7 protein-coding genes are annotated in these 13,681 nt (G+C 41.9%); 3 read left to right on the plus strand and 4 right to left on the minus strand.

What is annotated here, in order from left to right; translation table 11 throughout:
• Positions 1–238: 238 nt before the first annotated feature.
• The gene (locus AAAH86_RS11870) at positions 239–2,260 is read right to left on the minus strand and encodes a putative porin (protein ID WP_343487864.1); all 2,022 of its coding nucleotides are present in this window, start codon (positions 2,258–2,260) and stop codon (positions 239–241) included.
• A 234-nt stretch (positions 2,261–2,494) separates the two neighbouring features.
• Here AAAH86_RS11870 and AAAH86_RS11875 point away from each other — a divergent pair, with 234 nt between their 5' ends.
• Together AAAH86_RS11875 and AAAH86_RS11880 are read left to right on the plus strand one after the other, a co-directional pair.
• Entirely contained in the window at positions 2,495–6,736 is a 4,242-nt protein-coding gene (locus tag AAAH86_RS11875; RefSeq protein ID WP_343487865.1) for a thrombospondin type 3 repeat-containing protein, read from the plus strand.
• Positions 6,737–6,738: 2 nt separating this feature from the next.
• Complete coding sequence (locus AAAH86_RS11880; RefSeq protein ID WP_343487866.1) at positions 6,739–7,470, plus strand: hypothetical protein; 732 nt, start codon at positions 6,739–6,741, stop codon at positions 7,468–7,470.
• A 206-nt stretch (positions 7,471–7,676) separates the two neighbouring features.
• Here AAAH86_RS11880 and AAAH86_RS11885 read toward each other — a convergent pair whose 3' ends face one another.
• The 3 genes from AAAH86_RS11885 to AAAH86_RS11895 are packed head-to-tail and all read right to left on the minus strand — an operon-like array spanning position 7,677 to position 12,808.
• The gene (locus AAAH86_RS11885; RefSeq protein WP_343487867.1) at positions 7,677–8,207 is read right to left on the minus strand and encodes a hypothetical protein; all 531 of its coding nucleotides are present in this window, start codon (positions 8,205–8,207) and stop codon (positions 7,677–7,679) included.
• A 12-nt stretch (positions 8,208–8,219) separates the two neighbouring features.
• Positions 8,220–9,641 (minus strand): SusD/RagB family nutrient-binding outer membrane lipoprotein, encoded by a 1,422-nt coding sequence (locus AAAH86_RS11890; RefSeq protein WP_343487868.1) that lies wholly within the window; start codon positions 9,639–9,641, stop codon positions 8,220–8,222.
• Positions 9,642–9,658: 17 nt separating this feature from the next.
• Complete coding sequence (locus AAAH86_RS11895) at positions 9,659–12,808, minus strand: SusC/RagA family TonB-linked outer membrane protein (protein ID WP_343487869.1); 3,150 nt, start codon at positions 12,806–12,808, stop codon at positions 9,659–9,661.
• 218 nt (positions 12,809–13,026) lie between these two features.
• Here AAAH86_RS11895 and AAAH86_RS11900 point away from each other — a divergent pair, with 218 nt between their 5' ends.
• Positions 13,027–13,623 carry a ribonuclease HII gene (locus AAAH86_RS11900; RefSeq protein WP_343487870.1) on the plus strand — a complete coding sequence of 199 codons (597 nt, stop codon included), beginning with the start codon at positions 13,027–13,029 and terminating at the stop codon, positions 13,621–13,623.
• Positions 13,624–13,681: the final 58 nt, after the last annotated feature.

The following is a 13,681-nucleotide window of genomic DNA, read 5'->3' on the forward strand; positions in this document are numbered from 1 at the left end:
TACGCTGTCAATTTTCCGATATGTACATGAACTTTTCAAAAAAACAGGGGCATAAAATAAGGCCTCCCGACCTCCAAAAAACTGCCCCAATTCCACCTCGCTTACCAGCAAAGCGGGTGCAAATATAACCACGTTATTTCTTTCCCACAAATCCTTCCAAAAGAAAATAACCAAAATATTTACGGAGAATCTTAATGGATTGGATTATAGGGTCTTAAAAAACAGCTTTATAAAAAGTTTATGAAAAGAAATTCCAGACCAATCCGAAACGGATCACGAAATCACGATAAGGGTAGTTTGGAGCGGAGTAGTAATTGTATTCTTTGCTCCAAATGGTATTGAAATGCTCAGCCTTCAGAAAAATACGCGTTTGACGGACTTTGGCATTTATGAAAAAATCCAATAAGGGATAGCCGCCAAACTCTTCCCTATTCTGAATATAAAACTCGCCAAGCAAGGGGTTGTAAGCGTCCATATTATAGGAAGTGAAATATTTAAACGTGACCCCGGTCTGTAAAAACATGGCCTTTTTGAAAACATCCTTTGAATAGTACAGTGAATTTCTGGTCACCAACTCGGGCACGTTCAGTATCTGAGCATCTTGGCCAACGTTTTGGTACATGATTGTATTGTTCAGTGCCCACCTTCTCCATTTAAACTCTTTTTCATACTTCACCTTCAAATAATTGATACTTTCAGAAGCCTGATTGGGAACAACAAACGAAGTAAGCCTAGCGTCAATGGTCTCACCTTCATTCAAGGCTGCTTCTGCTGCAGCCACGGCACCCTCATCCAACCCAAAATATGCATAGTTGTCTATGATGCTGTATTCTACCGATAACTTGCCAAACGCTTTCGAGTCAAAACCTACGTTCAGGTTTTGTGTGTTCTGCTTTTCATAATCATTTTGCCAGTTGAAGTTTCTGTAATCGCTTTGGTACAACAGAAAATTAAAATTTGGCAGTCTTGAAATTGAATGGATGGATGCGAACAAAACATTGTCTTCATTCAACAAATAATTTACGGAAGCGTCAAAACGGTTGCCAGAAAGTTCGCCTGATAGGGTATAATTGAAACTTCCCTTTAGATTCAATCTACCTATCTGATTGGAATAATCACCACCCAAAGTAATCTCATTTCCTTCCAGGCTGTTCTGAATGGTCGTGCCATCTTCGTTAATTAATATACTATTGAAAAAGTAATCGTAATCATACAATGCGATGTTGCCTGTAAGTGCTCCGAATGTTTTATTGGTGAATTTTGCCGATAATTGATTGAACATCGTCTTTAACCGTGCCCTATCATCTATAGGCTCTTCAAAAGGCTGGGTGCCAAAAGCCAAATTATCGTCATCTTGCTGAAACTGATAAAAGCGGGTCTCATAGTTGAATTGATGCCCGATGGCAAGATTGGTAGCTCTTTTTTTTAGTGAATCTCTTTTTACACTGAACAGCTTAAACTCATGGTCTAAAAAATAGCGCTTGCCCAAAACCCTATTGTTTGCGTTTTCGTAAGCCACATCTATTCGCGATCTGTCTAAAAATTCATCTTCGCCATTTTCAAACTGTTCCCTATTTGCAATACCTCCGTTTTCTTCCGACTCTAAATCTTGGGCAGTAATATGCCCCTTAGCTTGATATCGCTCATTTTTCGTGCGGTAATTGAAAGTTGTTCTGAAATTACCGGACTCCACTTGTTCAAATCTATACTTGCCCAGAGAACGGAAGCCCTTGTAGGCCACCGATAAATTCAGCTGCTCTGAAGTATTGAAGGTCAACAAGGCATCCAACATTTGCCCTTGCTCAAATGTGGTCTTGAACATTAAATCGGTAATGGGCGTGGGCACATGATAATAATCGATATCGTAAACCTCCATGTAATTGAAATGTCTGGCCCTGGCCCCTATGTTTGGGAAAAAATCCCTCGAAACGAAATTCCTGCCCAAATTGTTATAAGGTCTGCCCATGTTCGCAAACGGCATCAACTCAAAATCATCTTCACGCAGAAAATTAAACTTGTATTCTTTTTTGATGGATTGTGTAGTATCAAAATAAGTGGTATCGCGAGAAAGAGAAATGATTTTATAGTCTTTAATAGACAGTGTTTTCACTGAATCTCTTTTCTTCTTCAATCTTACACTATCAATCGATTTGACCGATGCCAACACAGTATCAGATTCGGTTTTTTGCGCTACTGAATCTTTCTGGGCAAACGTTAACTGAAAAAAAGAAATGGCTAAAAGTGACAGAAAAAGTCTCATGGGCATAACTAGGTCGCAAAGGTATGTTTTTTTGGTTCTAAAGAAATGTGAAAGTTTTGTGAGATGCTTTGTTGAAGTTTGGGGTACTTTTATCGATTTGACCCTATACAACTGAGGAAAAATGCATATTTTAACCGACTGATTACAATGATAGCTATGACTAGAAAATTACTTCTTCTTTGCCTCTTTTTGACAAGTTTGGCATCTGCCCAGTATGTACAAAACGCACCTTGGATGCAGAATTTGAAGGAAAACAAATCACTTTCTTCAAAACAAGTTCAAAATGAATATTCCATATATGAAATCTCTGATGCTTTTCACCAATATTGGGAAGGAAAAGACCGTGATAAAAAAGGCAGTGGCTTCAAACCCTACATGCGTTGGGAAAATTATTGGAAACACTTTGCAGACAAGAATGGCTACTTGCCTTCTTCAAAAGAATTATGGGAAGTTTGGAAACTTAAAAAAAACAGTAAAGGGCCTGTAAATCCGACAAGTGATTGGAGTTCAGTTGGCCCAATAACCTCAGGAACGCTTGCGGGTGCGCTTCCCGGTATTGGTAGGGTAAATGCCGTTGCCGTAGACCCCAATAATGAGAATACCTGGTATGCTGGCGCACCTGCAGGGGGTATTTGGAAATCTACCGATGCTGGTTCTTCTTGGGTAAACCTATTTGACGACTTTCCCCAAATTGGAGTGTCTGGTATAGCTATTGATTCGAACAATTCTAACATAGTTTATATTGCCACCGGTGATGATGATGCCTCAGATTCATTTAGTGCAGGAGTCTTTAAATCATTGGATGGTGGTCTCACTTGGAACGAAACGGGCATCAACCCAAGCAATCAAAATGATTTTGATGTTCTGAACGAAATTGTCATCGACCCTACAGACTCCAACATTGTTTGGGTAGCTGGTTCCAATGGGCTGTTAAAGTCTGAAAATGGTGGAGACACATGGCAGGTTAAAAGATCTGGAAACATTACAGACTTTAAACTAAAACCCGGGGATGCGAACACCATTTATGCAGTGGGTGGCAATACCGGTGCAGCATCTTCTGACCCAAGTGCCCGATATTTCAAAAGCACCGATGGTGGGGATACTTTTACCCAGATTGAAGATATACTACCGACCTCTGGTGGTAGAATGGTACTTGGTGTTTCAGCTGCCGACCCTTCTGTGGTTTATGTTTTGGTTGCTGACACCATAGGAAACAATTCAGCATACCTTGGGTTGTTCAAATCAACAGATAGCGGTGATACATTTACCGAAACAGATAACGCCACCAATATCTTTGAATCAACCCAGGCTTGGTTTGATTTGGCCATGGAGGTTGACCCTGCAGATGCAGATGTGGTCTACACAGGTTGTTTGAACATTTGGAAGAGTACCGATGGGGGCGACTCATTTTCTCAGCTCAATAGATGGTTTGCCAATACTCCTTCTTATACCCATGCCGATATTCATACCCTTAAGTTCTTCGGCGATAAACTGTTCTGCGGTAGTGACGGTGGTTTTTATATGTCAGATGATGGCGGACTATCATTCACCGACTACACCAATGGCATAGCTATATCGCAATTTTATCGGATTTCAATTGCAAAGAATGATGCCAGCAAGATTGTTGGCGGAACTCAAGACAACTCAGGATACATCTACGATGGTCAAAATTGGAATGTCTACACGGGCGGCGATGGAATGGATTATGAAATTGACCCCACCAATCAAAATTTATCTTATGGTTTTCTTCAATTTGGTGGTGCTCTATTTGTAAGTGCAAATTCAGGCCAGAATGTTGGTTTTATCAATGCCCCATCAGCAGGAACAGATAATGTGGAAGGAAACTGGATAACCCCATTGGCCATTGACGGTGAAGGAACTGTGTATGCCGCTTACAGTGCCATTTACAAATTGGTCGGCACCGAATGGGAAAGAGTTTCCGATTTTTTTGATGGGGGAAATGTTGAGGATCTAGAAATTGACCCCAATAATCCTGCAATCATGTATGTTGCCGAGGGGGCTGGCCTTTATCGAAGCCAAGACAGCGGTGTAACTTTTGAATTGATAAATTCTTTTGACACCTTGATTTCTGACATCGCTATAAATAACAATAATAGTAATACGGTATATGTAACCACATCCAATAGAGTTGGTGTTGCCCAGGCTGGCCAACCTACAGAAGGGCGTGCAGTATATAAGGTGACCGTAAATGGCAATACACTTGCGTCAGCTGAAAATATCACCTTTGATTTGCCAACAGACCAAGCCTATTTTGCCATAGCGCATCAGGCTAGAAACACCAACAATCCTATTTATGTGGGTACAAGTTTAGGAGTATATCGCCTTGACGACACACTCACTGAGTGGGAGCAATATTCTACAAACCTTCCAAGTGTAGCTGTTGGTGATATAGAGATCAGTCCCGATGACGGTCTACTGGTAGCCAGCACCTATGGCAGAGGCGTGTGGCAAACCCCAATACCTATTGAAATACCGCAAAGTGACATTAAAATTACACAGCTTACTCCAAACAGCAGCTCTGTAGTATGTGGTGAGGTCATCCCAACGGTGACCGTTGAGAACAGTGGCATCAATTCTATTTCTCAAGTCGAAGTTATGTACACTATTAATCAAGGGGCACAGCAAACGGTGAATTTTGACGTATCATTAGAAAGCGGGAATACCACAGTATTGGATTTACCCTCTCTGCCTGTAGACAATTTCTCTGCCATTGATTATAGCGTCACCGTATCCATTGAAAATGATGCGTTTTCAGATAACAATAGCCAGTCCACTACTTTTTTTCCTTCCACTTTTGCTCAAGGAGACCAAGTTTTTGACTTTGAGAGTGAACAAAATTCATTACCTGCATTTAATCTAGGTGACGAAAACAATAGCGTTTGGGAACGGGGTGTGCCAAGTGGCACACTTTTAAACCAAGCCAGTTCAGGAACCCAAGTGTACGGTACAAATTTAGAAGGTAATCATGCGGATGGGGTTACAGGTATCATCTTGTCAAATTGCTATGAGTTTTCATCGATAACTGCCCCAGTTCTGAAATTTAATATGGCTTATGACCTCGAAATCAACTTTGATATCGTCTATATTGAATACTCAGTTGATGGTGGAGCAAATTGGCAAGTTTTAGGTCAATTGGGCAGCCAGCCCAATTGGTACAATAGCGATAGAACAAATGAAAGTTCCGGGACCGCAAATGACTGTCAAAACTGTCCGGGAGCTCAATGGACGGGTACTGATGCCACAATGACCGAATATGCCTACGATTTTGTAGCAAATGCTGCTAATGGAGAAACTGACCTGACCAATGAAGACAGTATAATTTTCAGAATTGTTTTTCAATCTGACCCTGCTGTGAATCAAGAAGGCGTTGTAATCGACGATTTTCGAATTGAAGGGGCACAAGTAGATGATGACATTGATAATGATGGTGTTTTGAACGGGGTAGACAATTGTCCTTTGGTTGGTAATGCCAATCAAGCTGATTTAGACGGTGATGGTCAGGGTGACTTCTGTGATGATGATGATGATGGCGATTCAATACTTGATTTGGAAGATAATTGCAGATTGAATGCCAACCCAAACCAAGAAGATTTTGATGGTGATGGCATTGGTGATCTCTGCGATGATGATATCGATAATGATGGCATATTGAATAGCGCTGATGCATGCAACAATACTCCTTTGGGTGCTGTGGTAGACTTTGACGGCTGCGAAATTTTCTCATTACCGTCAGATAATTTTAATGTGCGCTCTATTGGAGAATCATGTTCAAACAGTGATAATGGAAGTGTAGAAATAATTGCCGCTGCCACTAACCTAACCTATACAGCAACTTTATCATCTGAAGGCTCCAATGATGTTGTAAGTGACGAATTTAACGATGCCTTTACATTTACAAACGTTCTTGCCGGAAATTATTTGCTTTGTGTCACTGTAGGCAACCAACCAGGTTATGAACAATGTTTTGACATCTTGGTTCAAGAACCCGAGCCACTTTCAGTAAGTTCAAAAGTAAGTTCTCTTGATAACACCGTAGTGTTCAACTTATCCGGTGGGTCAAAGTATTTTATTGAACTTAATGGCGAGGTTTTCATTACTACCGAAAATGAGATTGAATTGCCTCTGAGCAAAGTTCAAAACTTCATCTCCATTAAAACGGATAAAAATTGTCAAGGCTCTTTTGAAGAAACCATTATTCTAAGTGAGAAAATTCTAGTTTCTCCAAACCCAATATTACCATCTGGTGAACTGAATATTTTCATGGGTTCAAACTTTAGGCAAAAGAATGTTGAAGTCTCAGTATATAGTATTGCTGGCACCCAAATTTTCGCAAAAAAGCTTCCTACAGACAATAATGCTGTAGAAATGAATGTTGCTGGCATGCCTGCTGGTGTTTACATCTTAAATATTAAATCTGGTAGTTCAATGACCAGTTATAAAATCATAAAAAAATAGCAATGAAAAAGTACGCAACTCTATTATCAATATTGATTTTGGCATCTCTGCCCAGCTCATGTGGCGGTGGTGGTGATGTTCCAAGCGAGATGCCCCCAGATGATGACGAACCCGTTAGTGTGCCTGACCCCTCGGCCGCAACACTGATTTTTCCAGAAGATAACACCGAATGCAATGAGGGAGAAATAATTGATGACGCAACGAGCACTGTTATTTTTAGGTGGAACGAATCACAGAACACCGATGACTATCAGATCAATGTTGTTAACTTGAATACCGATATCGTAGAAAGAAGAGTTTCCGTTATCGAAAACGAAGCTCCTCTTGTCATTAATAGAGGAACACCTTACGAATGGTTTGTAGTTTCTCGAGCAGATGGCACCAATACCACAGCAACAAGTTCAAGGTTTCGCTTCTATAATGAAGGTCCTGGAATTGAAAATTATGCCCCATTTCCCGCTAAAGCAATCAATCCTTCAAGGGGTTCAACTCTTGAAGCATCCACAACACTTATTTCATTAGAATGGGAAGCATCTGATGTGGACGGTGATATTGTGGAATTCGAGGGTTTTTTTGGAACAGACAGCAACCCACCTTCCATCGGAAGAATTCAAAATACATCTTTTACCAACCTGAGCGTAGCATCAGGAAATACCTATTATTGGCAAATAATTACTTATGACAGCGAAAACAACTCTTCTACTTCAGAAGTGTTTCAGTTTAGGGTAGAGTAGGCAATTTACTACTATTTATATTATAAGGCTACCAACGTGTTTTCTACTATCTATTCAATAACAGATTTCTGTAGCCTCCTTTATTTATTTCTCATATTAGACGTATAAAGATTTTTTGAGTTGTAGCAGTAGCGTATTGACAAATCATAAAAAAATGGGGGATGCAAAATTGCATCCCCCATTTCGAGTTATTCTAAAAGACCTGATTATTCTTCAGGTGCATCTGCATCTGCAATATTTACTACTGCAGTTCTCAGGGCATCAGTACCTCCTCGGCCAATAGCTAATTCTCCTTCAGCATTTGATGCACTGGTCAACGTAATTTCCAACGTTTTTGCACCATCTTCAACGCCGTCAGTCAATAATTCGACCACGATGTCGCCACCAACAGGTTGGCCATCTAAATTTGGTGTCGAAGGAGGTCCAAAAGTCAACGATCCCCCCGCACTGGTAGCACCATCCACATTAAAATCCGTACCAAATACTGCGGTACCGGCAAAGGTATAATTCACTGTCACGTCACTAACAGTTCCACCAGGTATCTCGACACTGATTTCCTCTGTTTCACCCTCAGTAGTATCAACTGGGGCAAGTGTGACACTGGTACCCGCTGGGTTGAAAGCTACATAAGATGGAAGCTCTTCGAGAATAAATCCGCTATCCTCATAGTCAAAGTCCTCTGCACAGCCCACAAAGGCCAGTGCACTTACGATTAAAATATTTATTGTTTTCTTCATCTTGATTGCTAATTATAGATTTTCAAACCACATCGGTGTATCCGTAGGCAAGTTTGTTGGCGTATTCGGATTACTGGTCACCTCGTCCGGCGGGTAGTTGAACCGCTTCAAAATCGTTGAAATGGTACTTGCTGGTGGAGTATCCAACTCGGGCACCCTGTTTCTTCGTACGTGGTTCCACGCCATGACAGGCTGTAAAAATGCTGCCAAGAATTGTTGGTTGTACACATCTTCAAGTGTTGGTGCGGCCAGACTGCTCACATAGGCATTGATTTCACCATCGGTTATTGGATTGGGAAGTCCTGGGATATCCTGTCCCCACCATCTCAACGCATTTTCAACACCGTTTCGATAGTTTTCATCCGCAGATCCTGCTGCTGCAACCCCTTCCAAAGCCAATTGCGCTTTGTACAGGTCAATCTCAGCAGGTATCATCACCATATCGGGTAATGTAAACCGAATGAGATTGTTGCTGAAAACTGAAGTCTCTGGGTCAGGAAAAAAAGCCAATTCTGGTGCTGGCAAGTCATTTCTTGCAATCCACAAATCGTATCTTGGGTCACCAGAACCCCTAAGAAGTTCATCTAATGGTGGGCCGGGACCCCAAATATTCTGGCTTTCATTATCAGGTCCAAAAAAGGCCGTGACAATGGTGAGATGCGCATTCTGGGCTCCTGGCTGACCTGAATATTCAAGAACTGCGGCCTGATCGTTACTGGTCATCAAAGGTTGCGATAATGTTTCGTTGATTTGTGCATCAACATTGGCTCCTCCGTTTCGCAACATCATCAAGGTCCGCAACTTTAAGGAGTTGGCGAATATCCTCCAACTATCCATATTGCCGCCATAGTACTGGTCACTATTCGCTGAAATCTGAAACTCTCCGTTGGTCTCCCGGGTATCAATCAATCGGATACCTTCGTCCAATAAGTCGACGACTCCATTCAGAACAGTCTGTTGATCATCAAAGTTGGGTGCAGGGAATTCCGCTCCGTTCAAAGCCTCTGTAAAGGGCACATCTTCCCAGATACTGGTCAACTCATAAAAAATATGGGCGCTCATTATCGTAGCGATGGCATTTACATTATTAGAGGTGGGGCCCGCTTCGGTAGCATCTTGCCTAATCAAAACAAGGTTACCCAGTATTTGGTTGTACATCATGCCCCACGTATTACCCGTCAAGAAAATACTGGTATTCCCGTTTTTGGGGCTATTAAAGATGTTTGAAACGTATTGTGACACATCAGGAATACGGGTGCCCAATTCAGTCACTTTTCTAGAAGAGTACTGCACAAAAATAAAGGGCAGTACTGCATTGGGGTCCGCTGTAGTAGCGGCCAATGGATCTGTATTGATATCCAGCCGGTCATCACATGAGATGAGCGACCCAAACACGAATACAAGTGCAAGTAAAATTAAATTTAATTTTTTCATGTCTATTTTTTTATTTTTTAGAATCTCATCCTCACGTTGAAACCTATACTTCTTGAAGTCGGCACGTTTGACCTTTCAATACCGAAACCGTCAGCACCTGATCCAAATAAGGTCGCTTCAGGATCGATATGAGGGACCTTAGCGTACAATAAAGCCAAGTTTCTTCCCTCAACACCCAAAGTCAAGCCCTTGATAAAGCTACCTTCCAATAACTTTGATGGGAAGGTGTATGAGATACTAGCCTCCCGAAGTTTTACAAAGGTTGCATCATATACAAAGGGTTCTGCCAAGCTGTTATCGTCCAGTGACTGCCAGAAATCCTGCGCACTAGAAAGAGGCACGTCATTGTCTCTTCTGTCAGTGATATTTCCTTCAGCATCCCGTGTCACGATGACACCCTGTGAATCGATAAACGACCCTTCTCTGTTACGGAGTGTCTCAACAACCAATCCTTCAGTCTGCAAATTTTCAACCGTGGAAGATTTCATCACCCCACCCCATCGGGCATCAACCGTGGCAGAAACGCTCAGGCCTTTATAGCTAAACGTATTTACAAAACCACCTGTCCAATCTGGGAGCACAGAGCCTAAAATATCGGCTTCATCAGCCACCTGACGTCGACCTGTATTGGGGTCAATAATTACCCTACCTGTTTGTTCATCCCTTAAGTAAGGAAAACCGAACAATTGGAATTCTTCTCCTGGCACAGCAACAACTTGCACACTATTGAATCCTGAAGCAATGACTACGCGTTCAACACCTTCAGTTAAAGAAACCACCTCTGATTCTACCGTAGAAAAATTGATAGCGGTATTCCACGAGAAATCTCCAATTCTTAATGGGGTTGCATCAATGGCAATCTCAAACCCTTCTTGATCGACACGACCCACATTTCTTGCGTTAAATGCAAAGCCTGTAGTCTCTGGTATTGGTACAGCTATAATCTGGTTATCGTTCTGATTTTTAAAATAAGCAAAATCAAAGCCCAATCTACCATTGAAGAATCTCGCCTCTAAACCAAACTCATACGAGGTTTGTTCTTCCGGCAACAGGTTAGCTGCTGGTATCGTATTGTTGGCTGAATACGCCAATGCACCGTTGAATGGAAAGTTCAAATTCAGCCCATATTGCCCAGTAGCAGTAGTGACAGGGTTAAAATTAAAATCCAATTGATAGGGCTGAGCATCATTACCTACCTGTGCCACACTGGCCCTTAACTTACCAAAAGTGAAGAAATCACTGGATATATCAAAGGCATCAGAAAAGACAAATGCCAAACTTGCCGAAGGATAAAAATAGGAATTATTATCATCCGGTAGAGTTGAAGAAAAGTCGTTTCTAGCGGTCAAAGTCAAGGTAGCCCAGTCTTTATAGCCCAATTCAGCTGACCCATAAATACCGAAGAGTCTCGCTTCAGAAAAATCTCTAACAGGAATAACCTGAGCAGCATTAGCAGGACTAAAAAGTTCTGGAATTAATAAATCAACCCCTTCTATTTGCTGTCTTTCAAAGATACGTGCGTTGTATTGCATCCCTCCTAAAACTGTCAAGCTCAAGTCATCACTTAGACTGGTATCATAAGTGGCAATGACGTCAGATGTGATTTCGTTTCTCCTGATGTTATCTGAGATAAAATCACCAAATAGTCGCCCGATAGTTCCTTTACTATTTTCAATAAAGCGTCTGTCATCTGCTAAATCAATACCCACTCGTGCTAAGATGCTGAAGCCGTCAAAAGGTTTGGCGGTCACTTGGAAGTTACCGAAGATACGATCTTCGTCTCTGCTGTTCAAATTCTCGTTACGCAGCCATAAAAGGTTATTGCTTTGTATGCCATCGTTGCCAATCAACGTATTGATTTGATTACCAGAGGCATCAATCCATGGATCGTATAACCTTGGGTCAATAGAGTTGCTAAAAGCAGAAAGGCCTATAATATTGGGGTCATTGGCACCAACCGCGCCTGTTCCCCTAGTTTGCGTCGCTGCATATTGCAAACTAAACCTGGACTCTAACCATTGGTTATGGCGGACTCCAGCGTTCAATCCAACAGTAATCCTATCCAAGCTCGATCCGGGAAGAATACCTGTCTGGTTCAACGAAGTCACACTTAAACGATAGTCCAACCGCTCATCGGCATCGCCAATGGAGAAGTTATTGATACGTGTGACCCCAGTACGGAAAAACTCACGAACACCATTGTCCTCAATGGCCTGTAATTGACCGGGTTGATTCGTTATCGGTAGATTAGGCACAGTTTGGCCTACAATTCGTGGCCCCCAGTCACCTGCTGAACCAGGATTGTATTGCCCGTTAGTTCCGACAGCATACTGGTTTTGGTAATCAGGCACCCTGAACAGGCTATCAAACCTTAGCGAAGAGTTGAAAGAGACAGAAGCATTACCCCCCTCACCAGCACGGCCTTTTTTCGTGGTCACAATAATGGCACCAGCCGCAGCTCGTGAACCATAAAGCGCCGTTGCAGCAGCACCCTTCAAAACGTTGATGGATTCTACATCATCTGGGTTAATCAATGCTGCGCCGTTGGAAAAATCACGTGCACCGCTGATTCTGGTACCATTACCAGGCACCTGTGAGTCATTGATAAGTACTCCATCGACTACCCAGAGCGGATTGTTTCTACTACCCAATGAGGAAACACCACGAACAATCACCTTTGAAGACCCCCCAAGGTTACCACTTGAGTTAGTGATTTGTACCCCGGTTACCTTACCCTGAAGTGAATTCGCAATATTGCTTTCACGGGCTTTAACAAGTTCCTCACCCTTGACTACATCGGTACCGTAACCAAGTGCTCTAGCCTGTCTTTGAATGCCAAGGGCTGTGACCACTACTTCTTCAAGTGCCTGTGCATCTTCTTGCATTTGCACGTCTATAGTGTTCGCGCTCCCTACCGTCCTGTCGACAGTGGCTTGTCCAATATAGCTATAGCGGAGTACCTGGCCCACATCAGCGGCGATGGAGTAGTTTCCATCAAAATCTGTCTGTGTACCACTGGAAGTACCCACTACAACGATTGAAACTCCAGGTAAGGGAAGCCCATTTTGGTCCGTAACGTTACCTGAAATCGTCTTCTCCTGTGCAAAGGAGAATGAAAGGCATAACACCAACAAAGGTGTTAACACCCAAGTTAACTTTGATCTCATTTATTCGAATTTTTGAATTAGTCTGCGCCAAAAATCATAATAAATGGTTAAAAAACCAAAAAATAAAAGGCTTAAGCCCCCAGTAATGTTAAATTAGGCTTAATATTTATTGAAAAAACCTTCACTCCCAGCATCAATTGCATAATGTTCATTTTTTTAACATTATATCCATTTTGATTTCAAACCCATTGTAGGATTTTATCTCACATTTATACGAAATGCTCCAAAAAAAATATAATTCATTTCTTGAAGCAGGCACCGATGAGGCAGGCAGGGGGTGTTTGGCAGGCCCCGTGACCGCTGCCGCGGTTATACTGCCAAAAGATTTTGAAAATGATATACTGACAGATTCAAAATTGCTCACTGAATTGAAGCGAGATTTACTTAAACCGATAATTGAAAAAGAAGCTGTTTCGTTTGCTGTCAGTCACATTCAACCTATTGAAATTGATACCATCAACATTTTGAACGCTTCCATCTTGGCGATGCACCATGCTTTGGACAATTTGACAAAAGTCCCGGAATTTATCATTGTCGATGGCAATAGGTTCAAAACCTTTAAAGCGATTCCACATAAATGCATTGTCAAAGGGGATAGCAAATACCTCAGCATTGCTGCAGCTTCCATTCTTGCCAAAACTTATAGGGATGGGTTGATGGCCAAACTGCATCAGGAATATCCTATGTACAATTGGATCAGAAACAAGGGCTATCCAACCAAAGAACATCGGGAAGCCATCAAAAAATATGGACTAAGCCCCCATCATCGAAAAAGTTTCAAACAGCTGCCCGACCAATTGGCATTGGATATTTAAATGACCTACATTTGTCACTAAACCAACGTAATGAGCTGTAAAGGGGCGATACTTCTTC

Origin of the sequence: Allomuricauda sp. d1 (assembly GCF_039592695.1) — a bacterium.
Lineage (GTDB): Bacteria > Bacteroidota > Bacteroidia > Flavobacteriales > Flavobacteriaceae > Flagellimonas_A.